Genomic DNA, 17,391 nt, shown 5'->3' on the forward strand with positions numbered 1-17,391 from the left:
TTTACCGCGCATCCCTTACTTTCCCGGGTGACATTTGGTCAATGAAATAGATCGGTGAAGCGTTATGTTCCTCAGCCATTTTAAATTTACCCGCCCCCCCTTCAGGAGCGCAGCCAGCCCCTGCGGCAGTTTCTTTGCGGCCTATCATCAGGATGTCTTCGGCATGCTGGCAGAGAAATCAACCGTGCCCGGGATTGTGGCGCTGTTTGGCGATGACGAGGCACTGCTCAACACCTTCACCGGACACCTACTGGCGAACGCCTCCGCCGGGGTTGCCGTTAACGCTTTTCCAAAGCTGAGCGCGAAGGGGCTGCTGTATAAACTCAGCGCCCAGACCAAAGAGGCCAGCAACAAAATTCAGGCTGTTGACGCGGTACTGCGCCAGTGGCACGAAAAATACCCAGCCAGCAAAACGAGTGGCATGGTCGTGACCCTCTCCGCCGTTCAGGCGATGCGCGATAACGGCTGGGAGGCGCTGGGCATGCTGCTCTCCCGGGCGCAGGAGTGCGATCTGTCGTTGACGCTGGTCCTGACCGGTACCCCTGATCAGGATGCGCGTCTGATGAAGCACTCTGGGCTGGCGTCCCGGGTGCATACCCGCCATACCCTGCGCCCGCTCACCTGTCGCGAAGTGATGCGCTATGTTGAGGCGCAATCGCAGGAGCATGGGGCGGAAACGTCTCCCTTTACCCCTGCCCGCATACGCCGGATGCACGCCCTGACCAGAGGATCGGTGAGCCAGCTGAACGCGCTGGCGCACCTGTCGCTACTGGCGGCCTGGACCGAACGGGCGCCCGGCGTGGGGCCACGCCATTTACGTCTGGCGGCGGGTGAAGTGCTGCCGCGCAACACCCATCGCAAAACCCTGGCGACGGTCGGCCTGTTCGCCAGCGTGCTGTTTGCCGCCTGCGGATGGTATTTCTCGGGCGCCATCACAGCGAAACTCCCCGTGCCGCTGCCTGTTCCGGCAAGCTGGAAACAGACAGTCCGCACACCGCAGGCGCCGGTTCTGCCGACCCTTGATAAAGAGGTGGTGAATGCGCCGGACGCCATGCATCAGCTCTACACCATGTGGGGGTACGATCCCTCAACGGACGAGGCGCTTTGCCAGAATGCCGCCCGGGTGAATCTCATCTGTAAACAGGGCAACGCCTCGCTGCAGGCGCTGGAAAAAGAGGGCTATCCGTGGGTGAGTGAACTGAAAACCGGCGATCACCTGAACTATGCGGTGGTAGCCCGCGTTGGGGCAAACTCGCTGGATCTGCTGCTGAATAATCGCACCTGGCAGGTGAAGCGCAGCTGGTTTAACGCCCACGCCACCGGGAATTACACGTTATTGCACCGTCTGACCCCGGCAGGACAAGATATGGTCGGCGCCGCCAGCAGCCGCCAGGATCTGGCCTGGATTGATACACAACTCAGCCAGGCGCTGCATGAACCCGAAACCCATGCTCACACCTGGACGCAGACGCTGGTGCAGCGCACCCGCGAATTTCAGGCCCAGGCAAGGCTGAACGTTGACGGTATGCCGGGGGAAGAGACGCTGATGCAGCTAATGCGGGCCAATAACACTATTCCGACGGTTCTCTCCCCGGTCGCTGACACCGCACCGCATGTTCTGGCGCAAGGAAAAACGCACTAATGTCTACTATATGCCTCGCTGCCCAGCGCAGCTTTAATACCGGCGAGGCGGTCTGGTTCTCTTACCGCCTTCCCGCGTTGCATAGGATCGCCTTCCGAACTTTGGCCTGCTTATGCTGCGTGGGGGCCATTTTGATTGCCGGGCTGTACGCCCATCTCTACTGGAATCTTCGACATCCGGCGCCGATCCCCAAACCGGTGAGCGTGGCGCAACCGGATACGCAGCTTTCGGAGATGCATTATGTTTATGTCTCAAAACCGTTCCCGGAACCGAAACCAAAAGCTGCGGAGTATGCCGCACCACCGCTACCGTCAGACGATCCGTTGATGATGGATAAGTCATTAGACTGGCAGCAGGCTCCGGACAATGACATTTCCAGTGAACCGTTGCCCGATACGCATACCGCCCGGCAAGAAACAGATGCCGATTCACTAAAAGAACGGTTTATGGAGGCGCTGAAAGAGCAGCAGCAAGATTATTTGCAGGGAAAGATACCGGATGCGCCGGTTGATGAGACGCAATATGATTCTGAGACGACGAATCGGGTGATAAATCAGACGGCAGCGTTAAAAACAGAAAAAATAGATGCATCGATGCGAAAAAAATCTCCACAGGCGTTAACCCATGGAGATATTCGTAATGGTTATCAGTAGCGTTCAGGCAGGCTGGTGATATTTATTAATTTGCCTTTTTCAACCACAATGTAATGACCTTTTTTCAGGTCTGAGAGAATTTTAATAATGGTGCTGCGCGCCAGGCTGGTGTATTCCTGAATATAGTCATATACGTTAATATCACGATTCTGATGAACAATCAGGTCATTAATTTCGAGGAGGAATTCCCGGACTATAGAATAAGCGCTGCGGGCTACCAGAATATCATCGCGCTTGCTCAGTATGTCGATATACCAGATCAAGTACTGGCTGAATTCTGGCCAAAGGTTTTTCTCGCTAATAAGACGTTCGAACTCATCACGTCTGATGGTGCGAATGATGGTGGTATCGCGTACCAGACCGTACATGCGGGAGGCGGTGTTATAGATGGCTGAGATGCCTAAAAATCCGGCCTGACGCATGGTAAACATACTTAACTCGTCAGAGTTACGACGAATTTCGATTTCACCGCTGACCATCACATGAACATATTGTGAATCGGCGGTAATAATTTTCTGCCATTTTTTTAATGTTTTTTCAGGATAATCCGCCGTAGCGGCAACAAGGGCGTCAATCGCCTTTTTCGGTCGATTATTTTTACAGTATACGTTTAACATTATTATGCCTGTTTAATTTTTTTATGGATAAAGCAGCCCACTGCGTCAGAAACGTCGCAACAGATAATTCAAAATAATTTTGCTAAGAATGACTATCAAATAATATTTGCTCTACCTAATAGTTAGCAAGCTATATGTACATATTATATTCGGGTAATTTTAAGTCAATTAACTAAAAATGAATCACAAATGAACCTAAGATTAATCTTAAGGTCGATACAGAGAAAACTACCTCAATAGTGATAGTCGAGGCTTATCCCTGGCCATATTTTTCAAGTAACGCTTCGGCGATAGCAATTGTTTCTCTATCAGAAACACCATTCCATAATTGCGGTCTGAAATGCATCTGAAAAGCCATAATAATGCGCTTTTGTTGTGCGGGCGAAATATTATCTGGAACATCATATCCGTAGCGAGATAATAAACTGAGGAGTGTGGCACTGTCTGCGGGTTGATAAGGCGGTTGCCCGTTCAGATAAAACGCCACCCGGGCCGGATCCGGCCAGGCGCCTATCCCCTGCTGCGCCAGCGCCTGCCAGGGGAACAACGGACCGGGATCGTCCTTGCGCTGCGGGGCGATGTCCGCGTGGGCGACCACGTTCTGGGGTTTGATGTCGTAACGCTGGATAATATCTTTCGCCAGTGGGATCAGGGCAGCGATCTGCGCCGGTTCGAAGGGAACAAAGCGTTTCTGGCCGTTAATTTTTTGCCAGCCGCGGTTTTCCAGCTCAATGCCAATAGAGGTGTCATTAACACGCGTGGCGCCACGCCAGAAGCTGACGCCGGCATGCCAGGCCAGATCCCGCTCCGGCACCAGCTGCCAGATCCGCGGTTTTCCTTTATGCAGGGGCGGGATCGCCGGGATCAAATAGTGGGAGCTGACGTTTTTATCGGTCAGGGTAGCCAGCGAGCTGTCAAAATCGTCGGCGGTGTAATGGATAACCAGCACCTTAACGCGCGGATAGGCCGCCTGCGCCTGACGCCGGGTGTCCAGCTCATAGGTCCCTTTCTCGACAATCCCTTTTTCTGCCGCACAGCCTGCCAGCAGCAGCGCCAGCAGGAGGGGCGCAAAAGCCTGCTTCATCGGCGCGTTTTCACCGCCGTACCGCTGACGCTAACCATCAGCATGCTGGCATCTTTGCCGACGGTTTCGTAGTCGATATCGATCCCCACTACCGCGTCAGCCCCCATCGCCTTCGCCTGCTCGCCCATCTCCCTGAAGGCAATTTCACGGGCTTTACGCAGCTCTTTCTCATAGGCGCCGGAGCGGCCACCCACGATATCGCGGATGCCGGCAAAAAAGTCGCGGAAGACGTTGGCGCCGAGTATGGCTTCCCCGGTCACCACGCCGCAGTATTCGCTGATGGGTTGTCCTTCCAGAGTGGGGGTGGTTGAAAATTGCATCCTGATCTCCTTTGCGCGGTTAAGGGCCTAAGCGGTTAAGAACAAAATCATTATCTGCTCGTTACGCTATGATTTAAAGGTTAGTTAATTATTGCAGCCTAATAAGGAAATCATCATGCGCTATTCTGCTTTGACGCTTTTAGTGCCTTGCGCGCTGCTGCTCAGCGCCTGCACAACGCCAGTCACCCCGGCCTTTAAGGAGATCGGTACCCGCAGCGGCAGTTGCATCACCGGCGGGCCGGATGCCGTGGCTCAACAGTTCTATGACTACCGCATTACGCACCGCAGCAATGACCTCACCGCCCTGCGCCCCTACCTGAGCGACGGCCTGGCCCAGCTGCTGAGTGATGCCAGCCGCGATCCGCAGCACCGTAACCTGCTGAAAGACTATCCTTTCTCCAGCCGCACCACCGCGCCTGAAAAAGCAGAAGTCTCCAGCGCATCGACCATCCCGAATACCGATGCGCGAAATATTCCGCTGCGCGTCAAGCTGACGCAGGGTAGCCAGACCTGGCAGGATGAAGTGTTGATGATCCGGGAAGGTCAGTGCTGGGCTATCGACGACGTTCGCTACCTGGGCGGCACTGTCCACGCCCCGGCTGGCACCCTGCGCCAGTCGATTGAAAACCGCTAAACGCGCGCGTTTCAGACCGTTAACCAGGGGAAAACCCCGTAAAATGTCTGGCATTTCGTGAGGAATGCCGACATTTATTCTCGTCGACCTGCCCTTCCGCTATTTTGTGCTATGTTTAGGTATGGATACGGTTTATATTTAACTTTTAACGCAGTTATATTGCATAACTATTCTGTCAACGGTACTATTTGCGGCCTCAATTGCTATAGATTGCCTGGATGAGTAAAGACTGCCCCGATGAGTATTCAACTAAACGGCATTAACTGCTTTTACGGCGCACACCAGGCGCTGTTCGACATCACCCTGAATTGCCCTGAGGGCGAAACGCTGGTTCTGCTTGGTCCCAGCGGCGCGGGTAAAAGCTCGCTGCTTCGCGTCCTTAATCTGCTTGAAATGCCCCGCTCCGGTACGCTGGATATTGCGGGCAACCACTTCAATTTTGCGAAAGCCCCTTCTGAGAAAGCGATCCGCGATCTGCGCCAGAATGTCGGCATGGTCTTTCAGCAATATAATCTCTGGCCGCACCTCACCGTGCAGCAGAACCTGATTGAAGCGCCGTGCCGCGTGCTGGGCCTGTCAAAAGAGCAGGCGCTGGCACGTGCCGAGAAGCTGCTGGAACGTCTGCGCCTGAAGCCCTACAGCGACCGTTATCCGCTGCACCTTTCCGGGGGCCAGCAGCAGCGTGTGGCCATTGCCCGCGCCCTGATGATGGAGCCGCAGGTTCTCCTGTTTGATGAACCCACCGCCGCGCTCGACCCGGAAATCACTGCCCAGATCGTCAGTATCATTCGCGAGCTGGCGGAGACCAACATTACCCAGGTGATCGTGACTCACGAGGTGGAAGTAGCGCGTAAAACCGCCAGCCGTGTGGTCTATATGGAAAACGGTCATATTGTGGAGCAAGGGGATGCGCGCTGCTTTGCCGAGCCGCAGACCGATGCATTCAGAAATTATCTGTCTCACTAATCGAACCGAGAGAACGACAATGAAAAAAATAGTGATTGCCGCGCTGCTTGCCAGCGTTAGCCTCTCTGCCACCGCAGCACAGACCATCCGTTTTGCCACGGAAGCCTCCTACCCTCCGTTTGAGTCTATGGATGCGAATAACAAGATTGTGGGCTTTGACGTGGATCTGGCGAACGCCCTGTGTAAAGAGATCGACGCCACCTGTACCTTCTCCAACCAGTCTTTCGACAGCCTGATCCCAAGCCTGAAATTCCGTCGTATCGACGCGGTGATGGCCGGTATGGACATCACCCCGGAACGTGAGAAGCAGGTTCTGTTCAGTACGCCATACTATGAGAACTCCGCCCTGTTCATCGGTCAGAAGGGTAAATATGCCTCTATCGACGCGCTGAAAGGCAAGAAAGTGGGCGTGCAGAACGGCACCACCCACCAGAAATTCATCATGGATAAGCACCCGGAAATCACCACCGTGCCTTACGACAGCTACCAGAACGCCCGTCTGGATCTGCAGAATGGCCGTATCGACGCCGTCTTTGGTGATAACGCGGTGGTGACCGAATGGCTGAAAGCGAACGACAAGCTGGCCGCGGTGGGCGATAAAGTGACGGATAAAGACTACTTCGGCACCGGTCTTGGCATTGCTGTTCGTCAGGGCAACACCGAGCTGCAGCAGAAATTCAACACTGCGCTGGAAAAAGTGAAGAAAGATGGCACCTACGATTCCATCTACAACAAATGGTTCCAGAAGTAAGATCTGATGAACGAAATTTTTCCATTAGCAAGCGCCGCCGGGATGACCGTCGGCCTTGCCGTTTGTGCGCTGATCATCGGCCTGGTGCTGGCGATGATCTTTGCCGTGTGGGAGTCGGCTAAGTGGCGACCTGTCGCCTGGGCCGGCTCAGCACTGGTGACCTTGCTGCGCGGCCTGCCGGAAATTCTGGTGGTGCTGTTTATTTACTTTGGCTCCTCGCAGCTGCTGCTGATGTTGTCGGACGGCTTTACGCTCAATCTGGGCGTGGTGCAGATCCCGATTCAGATGCAGATTGAAAACTTTGACGTCAGCCCGTTCCTGTGCGGTGTGATTGCCCTTTCCCTGCTCTACTCCGCCTATGCCTCGCAAACCCTGCGCGGCGCGCTGAAAGCGGTGCCGGTGGGACAGTGGGAGTCTGGTCAGGCGCTGGGGCTGTCGAAAACCGCCATTTTCTTCCGTCTGGTGATGCCGCAGATGTGGCGTCATGCCCTGCCGGGGCTCGGCAACCAGTGGCTGGTGCTGCTGAAAGACACCGCGCTGGTGAGCTTAATCAGCGTTAACGACCTGATGCTGCAGACCAAAAGCATTGCCACCCGTACTCAGGAGCCTTTTACCTGGTACATCGTGGCGGCGGCCATCTACCTGGTGATCACGTTGCTCAGTCAGTACATTCTCAAGCGTATTGATCTGCGTGCGACGCGTTTTGAACGGAGACCAGGCTGATGCTTGAGTATTTACCCGAACTGATGAAAGGGCTGCATACCAGCCTGACGCTGACGGTGGCCTCGATTATCGTGGCGCTAATCCTGGCGCTGATTTTTACCATCATCCTGACGCTCAAAACGCCGGTGCTGGTGTGGATTGTGCGTGGCTATATCACCCTGTTTACCGGCACGCCGCTGCTGGTGCAGATCTTCCTGATTTATTACGGCCCGGGCCAGTTCCCGACGCTGCAGGAATATCCGGTGCTGTGGCATCTGCTCTCGGAGCCGTGGCTCTGCGCCCTGCTCGCCCTCTCGCTGAACAGTGCCGCCTATACCACGCAGCTCTTCTACGGTGCGATCCGCGCCATTCCGGACGGCCAGTGGCAGTCCTGCGGCGCGCTGGGGATGAGCAAGAAAGATACGCTGGCGATCCTCCTGCCCTACGCCTTTAAACGCGCCCTCTCGTCATATTCCAACGAAGTGGTGCTGGTGTTCAAGAGTACGTCGCTGGCCTACACCATCACCCTGATGGAGGTGATGGGCCACGGACAGCTGCTGTACGGTCGGACCTACGATGTGATGGTGTTTGGCGCCGCAGGTATTATCTACCTCATCGTCAACGGCCTGCTGACGCTGCTGATGCGTCTGGTTGAACGCAGAGCCCTCGCCTTCGAACGCCGCAATTAAAACTGCATATGTTTGATTTAAGAAAGACGGTAAGCCCTTAAACCTTCCCGTCTTTTTTATTTCCCAATTAATATTTAATCATTTTTATTGCATACAAATTCATTAAGTGGCAATGTAACTCCCAGCCGCAGACACGGCACATAATGACAAGATTGACAGACGGGAGCTTCATCATGAAAAAGTTAGTTCTGGCCGCTTTACTCGCTACCTTCGCCGCAGGCGCCTCTGCTGCCGATAAAATCAACTTCGGTGTTTCTGCGACCTATCCACCGTTCGAATCACTGGATGCCAGCAACCAGATTGTCGGGTTTGATATCGACCTGGCGAAAGCGCTGTGCAAGCAGATGCAGGCCGAGTGCACCTTTACTAACCACGCCTTTGACAGCCTGATCCCGTCCCTGAAATTTAAAAAATATGACGCGGTGATCTCCGGCATGGATATCACGCCGGAACGTAGCAAGCAGGTCGCCTTCACCGAGCCGTACTATGCTAACTCCGCGGTGGTGATTGCCAAAAAAGGCCAGTACACCTCCTTTGAGCAGCTGAAAGGCAAGCGCATCGGCATGGAAAACGGCACCACGCACCAGAAATACCTCCAGGATAAGCACCCGGAAGTGAAAACCGTCGCCTATGACAGCTACCAGAATGCGATTATCGACCTGAAAAATGGCCGTATTGATGGCGTGTTTGGCGATACCGCGGTGGTGAACGAGTGGCTGAAGACCAACCCGCAGCTGGGTACCGCCACCGATAAAGTGACCGATCCGCAGTACTTCGGCACCGGCCTGGGCATCGCAGTTCGTCCGGATAACAAAGCCCTGGTAGAGAAACTGAACGGTGCCCTGAAAGCGATTAAAGCCGACGGCACGTATCAGAAAATCAGCGACCAGTGGTTCCCGCAGTAAGCCTGTTTTGCCGGGTGGCGCTAATGCTTACCCGGCCTGCGAATGGTGCTGTCTGATGCCCGGTGGCGGCTACGCCTTACCGGGCCTACGGATGGTGCGGTTTGTGGTTTTGTAGGCCGGGTCAGGCGAAGCCGCCACCCGGCGTTTTTATAACGGCACATAGAAGCGAAAACGCGCCCCTTTCGCCGCCTCCACCAGCCTGATCCCCCCGCCGTGCAGTTCCAGCATTCTTTTGACGATCAACAGCCCCAGCCCGCCGCGATTATCCCGCGACGCCTGCTGGCTCAGCGCTGAAGGCCGCATAAAGAGATCGGCGCGCAGGTGTTCATCCACCCCCGGTCCGCTGTCGTTGACTTCCACCTGCAATTGCTCGCCCTCCAGCCACACTTTCAGCCCGATCTCACCGCCCGGCGGCGTATGCCGGATGGCGTTATCCAGCAGATTGGTGACCACCCGCTCGATCATCGACAGATCGGCGTTGATCATCGGCAGCTGGCGCGGCACGTCGATATGCAGCCGCAGCTTGCGCGTCTCTACCGCCAGGTCAAACTTTTGCGCCACGTCGGAGATGAGCTCCCCGATAGCAAAGCGCTCGCGCTGGGGCTTGATGCTGCCGTGCTCAAGGCGCGCCAGCTCAAACAGCTGCTGCGACAGATGGCGCACTTTATGCCCCTGACGCAGGGCAATGGCGAGATAGTGCTGCGTCTCCTCTGCGGATAGCGTACCCGATTTCAGCGACAAAGTTTCCAGATAGCCCAGCAGCGCGGTCAGCGGGGTACGCAGATCGTGGGAGATATTGGCGATAAACTCCCGGCGCTGCCGGTCGCTGTCGGCCAGCTGATCCCACTGGCTGGCAATCTGCTGCGCCAGTTCGATAAAGGTGTTGCGCAGCAGGGCCACTTCATCAGAGGGCGCGGTCTGTATGGGCTGGGTGGCAAGCTGCTTGATGACGTGCATACTCTCGCGATCCAGGCCGCTCACCTCGTCGGTTAACTGCTTCACCGGCCGGGTCACCCAGTACCAGACCAGGCCGCCCGCCAGCGCGCCGAAAAGGGCCACCAGCAGCAGCGACCAGAGCACCGTGCTCCAGAGCGTTTTCTGCCATGCCTGTTCCGCCAGCGCATTCAGCTCTTCACCCTGCAAAATGATGTAGAGATAGCCGCGCAGCACGCCGTCCTGATGCAGCGGCACGGCGCTAAAGACCTTCTCTCCCGTCAGGCTGCGCGGGTCGTCGCCGTAGACCGGCATCATCCCGCCGCTCAGGAACTGCTGTACCGGCGCAACGGCGAGGCGCTGGCGTTTGATATGCCCCGGCGGCGCGGCATCGGCAAGGATCTGCCCGTCCGGGGAGAGGATGTAGAGTTCCACGCTGGGGTTGTAGGTCATCAGCCTGTCGAACAGCGGCTTGAGACGGGAGCGATCCACCTGCCCGTGTGCATCCAGCAGGGTTTCGCGCTGGGCAATGTGCTGCGCCAGCCCGCCGGAGAGGCGCTGCACCATGGCGTTGCCATACTGCATGCTGGTCCAGAGCTGCACCGCGCAGGCCACCGCCGCACAGCCTGTCAGCAGGAGGATGAAGATCAGGGTGAGACGGCGGATCATAGCGGGCGTTCCGCAAACAGATAGCCTTTACCCCAGACGGTGCGTATGATCTCCGGCTCGGCGGCATCTTTCTCAATTTTTACCCGCAGACGATTGATATGGGTGTTGACGGTGTGCTCGTACCCTTCGTGCTGGTATCCCCACACCTGTTCGAGCAGGGCGAGCCGGGAGAAGACCTCGCCTGGATGGCGGGCAAAAAAGTAAAGTAAGTCGAACTCGCGCGGCGTCAGGTCAACCACCTCGCCGCGCAGCAGCACGCTGCGGGCCAGCGGGTCGATGGTCAGGCCGTGGGCATTAATCAGCCCGGACGTTTGCTGCCCCATCGCCTGCTGACGACGGAACAGCGCCCGGATGCGCGCCACCAGCTCCTGCACCGAGAAGGGTTTAGCCAGATAGTCATCGGCCCCGGTTTCCAGGCCCAGAATACGCTCGGTTTCGCTGCTGCGGGCGCTGATGATAATCACCGGCAGGTAGTGGTCCCGGGCGCGGATCGTTCTACAGAGGGTCAGCCCGTCAACGTTGGGCAGCATCAGATCGAGGATCACCGCGTCCCAGTGAGGTTGCCCGAGCAGCTGCTGCGCCCTGCCCCCGTCCGCTTCATGGGTAATCACGTAACCTTCGTCTTCTAAATTGAGGCGCAGTAATGCGGCGATATCGCCGTCATCCTCCACCAGCAGGATGTGCTTCATCGGTCAGCCTTATTGAATCTTAACTGCTAAAGCTTACCCGATTTCCGGGGAGGGAAACGTTCACATTTTGTTTAAGATTGTCGCCGGGTGGCGGCTACGCCTTACCCGGCCTGGGAAACCGTAGGCCCGTGCAAGCGTAGCGCCGCCGGGCAAGGTCTCAGGATTTAACTAATAGCGTCAGCACTTCATAGTGCGCAGTGTGCGGGAACATATCGAACAGCTGCACCCGCGCAATCCGGTAACCGGGCAGGTCGCGAATGTCTTTCGCCATCGTCTGGGCGTTGCAGCTGGAGTAGATAATAAACTCTGGCGCCATCTGGCTCAGGTAGTCACACAGCGCCCTACCGATACCGCGGCGCGGCGGGTTTACCAGCACCAGCTCCGGCACGTTGCCCTGGCCGGTGGCAAACTGCGTCGAATCGAGCGCCTGGAAGTGCAGATTCGTCAGCCCCAGCTCCGCGGCGGACTGAGTGGCACAGGCGATCGCCTCGGCGGAGATCTCAATCCCGGTCAGCTGCATCTGCGGGGTGGCGCAGTGCAGGCCAAAGCCGCCGACGCCGCAGAAGAGATCCCACATATGGTTAACCGGCAGACCACGCACCCAGTCGCGTGCGGTGGCGTACAGCTCGCTTGCCACGGTCGGGTTGGTCTGGAAGAAGCTCTTCGGGCGGATCCACAGCGGCACGTCGTTAAAACGCTCTGCCAGCGCCTGAGCGTCGGTGAGGAAGATCTCCTCTTCCCCTTCCATGATCGCCATATGCACCGGCTGAATATTGGCGGTAATCACCTTCAGCTGCGGCAGCTGTTCCTGTAGCCACGGCAGCGCCGCGCGCAGCTGGGGTAGCTTGGCCTCTGAGCGCAGCACAAAGCGCAGCATCATCCCGCCATCAAGCTGGCTTTCGGTGAGCAGAATGTACTTTAACTCGCCGCGCTTGCGTTCCACGTTGTAGGGCGTCAGGCCCGCGCGGGCAATAAAGGGTTTCAGGGCGGCAAAGACCGGCGCGAACGAGGCCGGATAGAGCGGGCAGTCGGTCAGATCGACAGGGGTGCCGTCGCGGTGCAGCATGCCGAGCAGCGGTTTTTCGACGCTGCCGCTGACTACCATTTTGGCTTTATTGCGAAACGCCTGTTCCGGCCCGCTGACCGGCGCGCACCACTCCGCCACCGGCAGGCCAGAGAGCAGCGTCTGCAAATCGGTCATTTTGGCGGAAAGTTGTGAAGAGACCGGCTGCGCTATCCACTGACAGGAGCGACAGCGACCGGCATCATAGAGTGCGCACTGCATAACGAAACCTTAATACGTCTGGGGGCAGCGATTATACACGTTATTGCAGACGGAAAAACCGTCGGCTGGCCGCAGGCACAAACAGCAGGCCGAGCACCAGGATGTCGGGCAGTTTTTGCATCACCAGAGTGTGGAAAATCTCGCGCTTTGACTCGCCAGGGATGCTGAACAGCTCGGGATAGCCGTAACCCAGCGAGGCGGACCACAGATAGCCGGTGGCGGTGATCTGGGTCAGCAGGTAGATAATCCGCGCCCAGTTACGCCCTTTCACCAGCGAAAAGGCGCAGTAAATTTCGATAAAGACCAGCATCAGGCTGGCGAAAAAGACCAGCGTCAGGCTCCAGGTCTGTACGCTGCGGTGAACAAATTCGCTCAGCCCGCGCATCCCCAGCGTATTGAAAATCATAAACACATCGAGGCAGCGGATCATGATAATGGCGAGCGCCGCCACCTGCACCAGTGCAGGAACGTTCAGACGGGCATGCGAACGGCTTGTTTTCGTGAAAAATCCCAACGTGATGTCTTCCATGAAACGATGCCGCGATAACGCGGCATCTTAATTTCGCTTCTTTGCAGATTTTAGGAGCTTCAGCCGCGTCTTGCACGCTGGATATCGCGCTGACGCTGTTTTTCAGACCGCGCCATCAGATACCAGGCAATCAGCCCGATGATGCCAACCACGCCGAGAATCAGCGTCGCCAGGGCGTTGATCTCCGGGTTGACCCCCATGCGCACGCTGGAGAAGACCAGCATCGGCAGCGTGGTGGCCCCCGGCCCGGAGACAAAGCTGGCGATCACCAGGTCGTCCAGCGACAGGGTAAAGGCCAGCAGCCAGCCGGAGATCACTGCCGGCATGATCATCGGCAGGGTGATGATGAAGAAAACCTTCAGCGGCGTCGCCCCGAGATCCATCGCCGCCTCTTCAATGGAGTGGTCCAGCTCGCGCAGGCGCGAGGAGATGACCACCGCCACATAGGCGGTACAGAAGGTGACGTGGGCCAGCCAGATGGTGAGCATGCCGCGATCCGATGGCCAGCCGATGGCATGCCCCATGGCGACAAACAGCAGCAGCAGCGACAGGCCGGTGATGACATCGGGCATCACCAGCGGGGCAGTGATCATAAAGGCGAAGCCGTTGGCCCCGCGAAAACGACCAAAGCGCACCATCACCACCGCGGCAATCGTGCCCAGAATGGCCGCCATCGTCGCCGCGCAGGCGGCAATGGTCAGGCTCAGGCCCACGGCGCTCATCATCGCCTCGTCGCGGAACAGCTCGCCGTACCAGCGCGTTGACCAGCCCGCCCACACCGTCACCAGCTTCGAGCTGTTAAAGGAGTAGATCACCAGCATCAGCATCGGCGCATAGAGGAAGGTAAAGCCGAGGACCAGGATCAGGATCCGCCACGGAGAGCGCACTACCGGTAAATTGTTCATCCGTGATCTCCCATCTGTTTCTGCTGGTACTTGTGGAACCACATGATCGGCACGATCAACAGCAGCAACATCACGATCGCCACCGCCGAGGCCACCGGCCAGTCGCGGTTATTAAAGAACTCCTGCCAGAGCACGCGGCCAATCATGATGCTGTCCGGGCCGCCGAGCAGTTCCGGGATCACAAACTCCCCCACCGCCGGGATAAACACCAGCATCGACCCGGCGATAATCCCACCTTTGGTCAGCGGCACTATCACGCTGAAGAAGGTTTTCATCGGACGGGCACCGAGATCCAGCGCCGCCTCCACCAGCGAGTAGTCGATGCGCGTCAGGGCGGTGTAGATAGGCAGCACCATAAACGGCAGATAGGCGTAGACAATGCCGATATAGACCGCCAGATTGGTGTGCAGAATGGTCAGCGGCTGGTCGATAACCCCGAGCCAGAGCAGAACGTTATTCAGCACGCCGTTGTTTTTCAGGATCCCCATCCAGGCATAAACGCGGATCAGAAACGAGGTCCACGAGGGTAAAATCACCAGCAGCAGCAGAATATTACGCGTTGAGGGCTTGCTGTGCGCCACCGCCCACGCCAGCGGATAGGCCAGCAGCAGACAGCAGATCGTCGAGATAGCCGCGACCTGCAACGACTGCAGATAGGCCTCAAAATAGAGTGGATCCTCGGTCAGCTGCAGGAAGTTGCCCAGGTTAAGCATGATCGACAGCTGACTGTCCCCCCACTCCAGCAGATCGCTGTAGGGTGGGATCGCCCGCGCCATCTCCGCCAGGCTGATTTTGAACACAATCAGAAACGGCAGCAGAAACAGCAGGATCAGCCACAGATAGGGCAGCGCAATCACCAGCTTACGCCCGTGGGCCATCTGCATACGGGTCAGCCAGCTGGTATCAATGCCCGCCGCTACGCGGGTCGCAGGTTCAGGTTTGTTCATCGCCCTTCCTTATACCGTCAGCACAACGCAGCTATCGGCTTCCCAGCACAGACGCACTTCGTCACCCCAGGTTGGCAACCCCTTGCGGTAGCGGAAGGTGTTCTGCAATTGCGCACTGATCATCTGCCCGCTCTTCAGGCGGACATGGTAGATGGAGAGATCGCCGAGGTAGGCGATATGCACCACCTCCCCCACGGCAAAGTTGTAGCCATCCGCGGGCGCCTCTTCGCAGAGGGTGATTTTTTCCGGGCGCAGGGCCACGTAGACCGGCACGTTATCCACTACCGAGTTGTCCGCCGCCACTTTCAGGGGATGGATCAGCCCCGGTGAGTCAATCACCAGCCCGTCCTCTTCGCGGCTTTTCAGCAGCCCTTCAAATACGTTCATGGAGCCGATAAATTCGGCGCTGTAGCGGGTGGTCGGGTGCTCGTAAATCTCTTCCGGCTCGCCAATCTGCACGAATTTGCCGCGGTTCATGATGGCGATACGCCCGGCCATGGTCATCGCCTCTTCCTGGTCGTGGGTGACCATCACGCAGGTCACGCCCACGCGCTCGAGAATATCCACCACTTCCAGCTGCATACGGTCGCGCAGCTTTTTATCCAGCGCCCCCATCGGCTCATCGAGCAGCAGCAGCTTTGGCCGCTTCGCCAGGCTACGGGCCAGGGCCACGCGCTGACGCTGGCCGCCGGAGAGCTGGTGCGGCTTGCGCTTCGCAAACTCCTGCATGTGCACCAGGCTCAGCATTTCGGCCACGCGGGCGGTGATTTCCGCTTTTGGCAGTTTGTCCTGCTTCAGGCCAAAGGCGATGTTCTGCTCCACGGTCATGTGCGGAAAGAGGGCATAAGACTGGAACATCATATTGATCGGGCGCTGATAGGGCGGCACCCGGGAGAGGTCGACGCCATCCAGCATAATCTGCCCGGCGCTGGGCTGTTCAAACCCGGCGAGCATGCGCAGCAAGGTCGATTTCCCGCAGCCAGATGCGCCAAGCAGAGCAAAAATTTCACCTTTGTAGATAGTCAGGCTGACATCATCCACGGCATTCTGACCATCAAAAGATTTGGTCAGGTTACGGATTTCCAGCAGCGGGGTCAGCGCTTTACGGGTTTTCGCCTGCGGGCGGGGGATCGCGTCGTTCACGGGGTGCTCTCCGGCATCAATCAAAATGGTGCAGGCGCACCAGAACGGTGCGCCTGTTGCCGGGGGCGCTACGCTTGCCCGGCCTACGACGAACGGTTATTTACCGCTTTTCACTTTCGTCCACGCCCGGGTACGGACGCGGTCAATTTTCGGCTCCTGCACGCTCAGGGTAAACATCTTGGCGCGCACCTCTGCCGGCGGGTAGATCCCCGGGTTATCACGCACTTCAGCGCTGACAAGCTTCGTGGCCTCTTTGTTGCCGTTGGCATAGAAGACGTGGTCAGAGATGTGGGCGATAACTTCCGGACGCAGCAGATAGTTCAGGAACTGATAGGCTTCCTCTTTGTTTTTTGCATCGGCTGGCATCGCGAAGACGTCAAAGAAGGCCATTGCCCCCTCTTTCGGGATTGAATAGGCGATATTCACGCCGTTTTTCGCCTCTTTCGCGCGGTTCGCCGCCTGCCACACGTCCCCTGCCCAGCCGATGGCTACGCAGATATCGCCGTTTGCCAGATCGTTGATGTACTGGGAGGAGTGGAAGTAACGGATATTTGGACGCAGCTTCAGCAGCAGGTCGGTGGCCGGACCGGTGTAGTCATCCGCTTTGGTGCTGTTGGGATCTTTGCCGAGATAGTTCAGGACGGTGGCAAAAATCTCTTCAGGCGCATCAAGGAACGACACGCCGCAGCTTTTCAGCTTCTCGAGGTTCTCTGGCTTCAGCACCAGGTCCCAGCTGTTTACCGGCGCATCGGCACCCAGCACCTGTTTCACTTTCTCGACGTTATAGCCAATGCCGGTGGTGGCCCACATGTACGGCATGGCGTATTTATTGTCCGGATCGTGTTTGGCGATAAGCTTCAGCAGTTCGGGGTCGAGATTTTTCCAGTCCGGCAGTTTGCTTTTATCCAGCGGCTGGAACACGCCCGCAGAGAGCTGACGTTCCAGGAAGCTGGCTGACGGTACGACCAGGTCAAAGCCGGTGCTGCCCGCCATCAGTTTGCCTTCCAGCACTTCGTTAGAATCGAAGACGTCATAGACGACTTTAATCCCGGTCTCTTTTTCAAAATTCGCCACCGTATCCGGAGCGATATAATCAGACCAGTTGTAGATATGCAGCGTTTTTTGCTCTGCCGCCAGCGAGCCTGCAGAGACCGCCATCAGCGCGCCCGCAACCAGACCCGATAACCATTTTTTATTTAAAGCGATCATAGCGTTAATCCTTCTGAAAGCACGTTAACAAACGCACTAAAAATGAACACTCTTAGCCTATGCAAGAAACGTGCATAATTTATCACTCCGCCTGTAGCAGAAGATGTTACTCAGGTGGC

19 protein-coding genes are annotated in these 17,391 nt (G+C 57.1%); 8 read left to right on the plus strand and 11 right to left on the minus strand.

Annotated features, from left to right (window positions below; all coding sequences use genetic code 11):
- Positions 1-64: 64 nt before the first annotated feature.
- Both B3X29_RS04590 and B3X29_RS04595 read left to right on the plus strand, forming a co-directional pair.
- Positions 65-1,642 (plus strand): ExeA family protein, encoded by a 1,578-nt coding sequence (locus B3X29_RS04590; protein WP_156654184.1) that lies wholly within the window; start codon positions 65-67, stop codon positions 1,640-1,642.
- Positions 1,642-2,295: a hypothetical protein gene (locus B3X29_RS04595; protein ID WP_197431837.1), complete on the plus strand. Its 654-nt coding sequence runs from the start codon at positions 1,642-1,644 to the stop codon at positions 2,293-2,295. The genes B3X29_RS04590 and B3X29_RS04595 overlap by 1 nt, the downstream gene beginning before the upstream one ends.
- Here B3X29_RS04595 and B3X29_RS04600 read toward each other — a convergent pair.
- The 3 genes from B3X29_RS04600 to B3X29_RS04610 all read right to left on the minus strand — a co-directional run bounded on the left by B3X29_RS04600 (position 2,289) and on the right by B3X29_RS04610 (position 4,316).
- Positions 2,289-2,912, minus strand: a complete 624-nt coding sequence (locus B3X29_RS04600) for a helix-turn-helix domain-containing protein (protein ID WP_103178873.1) — start codon at positions 2,910-2,912, stop codon at positions 2,289-2,291. The genes B3X29_RS04595 and B3X29_RS04600 overlap by 7 nt on opposite strands.
- Before the next feature lie 253 nt (positions 2,913-3,165).
- Positions 3,166-3,996, minus strand: coding sequence for an N-acetylmuramoyl-L-alanine amidase (locus B3X29_RS04605; protein ID WP_159339227.1), 831 nt, complete (start codon positions 3,994-3,996; stop codon positions 3,166-3,168).
- On the minus strand, positions 3,993-4,316 hold the full coding sequence (locus B3X29_RS04610) for a heavy metal-binding domain-containing protein (RefSeq protein ID WP_103178871.1): 324 nt from the start codon (positions 4,314-4,316) through the stop codon (positions 3,993-3,995). The genes B3X29_RS04605 and B3X29_RS04610 overlap by 4 nt, the downstream gene beginning before the upstream one ends.
- A gap of 115 nt (positions 4,317-4,431) precedes the next feature.
- Here B3X29_RS04610 and B3X29_RS04615 point away from each other — a divergent pair, with 115 nt between their 5' ends.
- The 6 genes from B3X29_RS04615 (at position 4,432) to artJ (ending at position 8,963) form a co-directional block, all read left to right on the plus strand.
- The gene (locus B3X29_RS04615; protein WP_159339228.1) at positions 4,432-4,950 is read left to right on the plus strand and encodes a lipoprotein; all 519 of its coding nucleotides are present in this window, start codon (positions 4,432-4,434) and stop codon (positions 4,948-4,950) included.
- A 237-nt stretch (positions 4,951-5,187) separates the two neighbouring features.
- A complete protein-coding gene (gene artP / locus B3X29_RS04620) occupies positions 5,188-5,916 on the plus strand; it encodes an arginine ABC transporter ATP-binding protein ArtP (RefSeq protein WP_039029538.1) in 729 nt (242 codons plus the stop codon).
- Positions 5,917-5,935: 19 nt separating this feature from the next.
- Positions 5,936-6,667, plus strand: coding sequence for an arginine ABC transporter substrate-binding protein ArtI (artI, locus tag B3X29_RS04625; protein ID WP_103178869.1), 732 nt, complete (start codon positions 5,936-5,938; stop codon positions 6,665-6,667).
- Positions 6,668-6,673: 6 nt separating this feature from the next.
- A complete protein-coding gene (gene artQ / locus B3X29_RS04630; RefSeq protein ID WP_156654181.1) occupies positions 6,674-7,390 on the plus strand; it encodes an arginine ABC transporter permease ArtQ in 717 nt (238 codons plus the stop codon).
- Positions 7,390-8,058: an arginine ABC transporter permease ArtM gene (gene artM, locus B3X29_RS04635; protein WP_039029540.1), complete on the plus strand. Its 669-nt coding sequence runs from the start codon at positions 7,390-7,392 to the stop codon at positions 8,056-8,058. Before artQ ends, artM begins: the two co-directional genes overlap by 1 nt.
- 173 nt (positions 8,059-8,231) lie before the next feature.
- Positions 8,232-8,963 (plus strand): arginine ABC transporter substrate-binding protein ArtJ, encoded by a 732-nt coding sequence (artJ, locus tag B3X29_RS04640; protein WP_103823610.1) that lies wholly within the window; start codon positions 8,232-8,234, stop codon positions 8,961-8,963.
- 147 nt (positions 8,964-9,110) lie between these two features.
- On the opposite strand, the gene B3X29_RS04645 is transcribed toward artJ, so the two are convergent.
- From B3X29_RS04645 to potF, 8 genes are all read right to left on the minus strand, one after another.
- Positions 9,111-10,565 (minus strand): sensor histidine kinase, encoded by a 1,455-nt coding sequence (locus tag B3X29_RS04645; protein ID WP_159339229.1) that lies wholly within the window; start codon positions 10,563-10,565, stop codon positions 9,111-9,113.
- Positions 10,562-11,254 (minus strand): response regulator transcription factor, encoded by a 693-nt coding sequence (locus B3X29_RS04650; RefSeq protein ID WP_103178865.1) that lies wholly within the window; start codon positions 11,252-11,254, stop codon positions 10,562-10,564. The genes B3X29_RS04645 and B3X29_RS04650 overlap by 4 nt, the downstream gene beginning before the upstream one ends.
- Before the next feature lie 157 nt (positions 11,255-11,411).
- Positions 11,412-12,539 (minus strand): 23S rRNA (uracil(747)-C(5))-methyltransferase RlmC, encoded by a 1,128-nt coding sequence (gene rlmC / locus B3X29_RS04655; protein ID WP_156654179.1) that lies wholly within the window; start codon positions 12,537-12,539, stop codon positions 11,412-11,414.
- Positions 12,540-12,579: 40 nt separating this feature from the next.
- Complete coding sequence (locus B3X29_RS04660; protein WP_103178863.1) at positions 12,580-13,068, minus strand: YbjO family protein; 489 nt, start codon at positions 13,066-13,068, stop codon at positions 12,580-12,582.
- Positions 13,069-13,127: 59 nt separating this feature from the next.
- Positions 13,128-13,973, minus strand: coding sequence for a putrescine ABC transporter permease PotI (potI, locus tag B3X29_RS04665; RefSeq protein WP_103178862.1), 846 nt, complete (start codon positions 13,971-13,973; stop codon positions 13,128-13,130).
- Entirely contained in the window at positions 13,970-14,920 is a 951-nt protein-coding gene (gene potH / locus B3X29_RS04670) for a putrescine ABC transporter permease PotH (RefSeq protein WP_103178861.1), read from the minus strand. Before potH ends, potI begins: the two co-directional genes overlap by 4 nt.
- Positions 14,921-14,929: 9 nt before the next feature.
- Positions 14,930-16,063, minus strand: coding sequence for a putrescine ABC transporter ATP-binding subunit PotG (gene potG / locus B3X29_RS04675; protein WP_103178860.1), 1,134 nt, complete (start codon positions 16,061-16,063; stop codon positions 14,930-14,932).
- A 96-nt stretch (positions 16,064-16,159) separates the two neighbouring features.
- Positions 16,160-17,272, minus strand: coding sequence for a spermidine/putrescine ABC transporter substrate-binding protein PotF (potF, locus tag B3X29_RS04680; protein WP_103178859.1), 1,113 nt, complete (start codon positions 17,270-17,272; stop codon positions 16,160-16,162).
- Positions 17,273-17,391 lie beyond the last annotated feature (119 nt).

This window comes from Leclercia sp. UBA5076 (assembly GCF_002416465.1).
GTDB lineage: Bacteria > Pseudomonadota > Gammaproteobacteria > Enterobacterales > Enterobacteriaceae > Enterobacter.

What these genes read in the sequence shown, in the direction of transcription:
- B3X29_RS04590 (WP_156654184.1), top strand. Translation starts at nt 65, where the DNA reads ATGTTCCTCAGCCATTTTAAATTTACCCGCCCCCCCTTCAGGAGCGCA.
- B3X29_RS04595 (WP_197431837.1), top strand. Translation starts at nt 1,642, where the DNA reads ATGTCTACTATATGCCTCGCTGCCCAGCGCAGCTTTAATACCGGCGAG.
- B3X29_RS04600 (WP_103178873.1), bottom strand. Translation starts at nt 2,912, where the DNA reads ATGTTAAACGTATACTGTAAAAATAATCGACCGAAAAAGGCGATTGAC.
- B3X29_RS04605 (WP_159339227.1), bottom strand. Translation starts at nt 3,996, where the DNA reads ATGAAGCAGGCTTTTGCGCCCCTCCTGCTGGCGCTGCTGCTGGCAGGC.
- B3X29_RS04610 (WP_103178871.1), bottom strand. Translation starts at nt 4,316, where the DNA reads ATGCAATTTTCAACCACCCCCACTCTGGAAGGACAACCCATCAGCGAA.
- B3X29_RS04615 (WP_159339228.1), top strand. Translation starts at nt 4,432, where the DNA reads ATGCGCTATTCTGCTTTGACGCTTTTAGTGCCTTGCGCGCTGCTGCTC.
- artP (WP_039029538.1), top strand. Translation starts at nt 5,188, where the DNA reads ATGAGTATTCAACTAAACGGCATTAACTGCTTTTACGGCGCACACCAG.
- artI (WP_103178869.1), top strand. Translation starts at nt 5,936, where the DNA reads ATGAAAAAAATAGTGATTGCCGCGCTGCTTGCCAGCGTTAGCCTCTCT.
- artQ (WP_156654181.1), top strand. Translation starts at nt 6,674, where the DNA reads ATGAACGAAATTTTTCCATTAGCAAGCGCCGCCGGGATGACCGTCGGC.
- artM (WP_039029540.1), top strand. Translation starts at nt 7,390, where the DNA reads ATGCTTGAGTATTTACCCGAACTGATGAAAGGGCTGCATACCAGCCTG.
- artJ (WP_103823610.1), top strand. Translation starts at nt 8,232, where the DNA reads ATGAAAAAGTTAGTTCTGGCCGCTTTACTCGCTACCTTCGCCGCAGGC.
- B3X29_RS04645 (WP_159339229.1), bottom strand. Translation starts at nt 10,565, where the DNA reads ATGATCCGCCGTCTCACCCTGATCTTCATCCTCCTGCTGACAGGCTGT.
- B3X29_RS04650 (WP_103178865.1), bottom strand. Translation starts at nt 11,254, where the DNA reads ATGAAGCACATCCTGCTGGTGGAGGATGACGGCGATATCGCCGCATTA.
- rlmC (WP_156654179.1), bottom strand. Translation starts at nt 12,539, where the DNA reads ATGCAGTGCGCACTCTATGATGCCGGTCGCTGTCGCTCCTGTCAGTGG.
- B3X29_RS04660 (WP_103178863.1), bottom strand. Translation starts at nt 13,068, where the DNA reads ATGGAAGACATCACGTTGGGATTTTTCACGAAAACAAGCCGTTCGCAT.
- potI (WP_103178862.1), bottom strand. Translation starts at nt 13,973, where the DNA reads ATGAACAATTTACCGGTAGTGCGCTCTCCGTGGCGGATCCTGATCCTG.
- potH (WP_103178861.1), bottom strand. Translation starts at nt 14,920, where the DNA reads ATGAACAAACCTGAACCTGCGACCCGCGTAGCGGCGGGCATTGATACC.
- potF (WP_103178859.1), bottom strand. Translation starts at nt 17,272, where the DNA reads ATGATCGCTTTAAATAAAAAATGGTTATCGGGTCTGGTTGCGGGCGCG.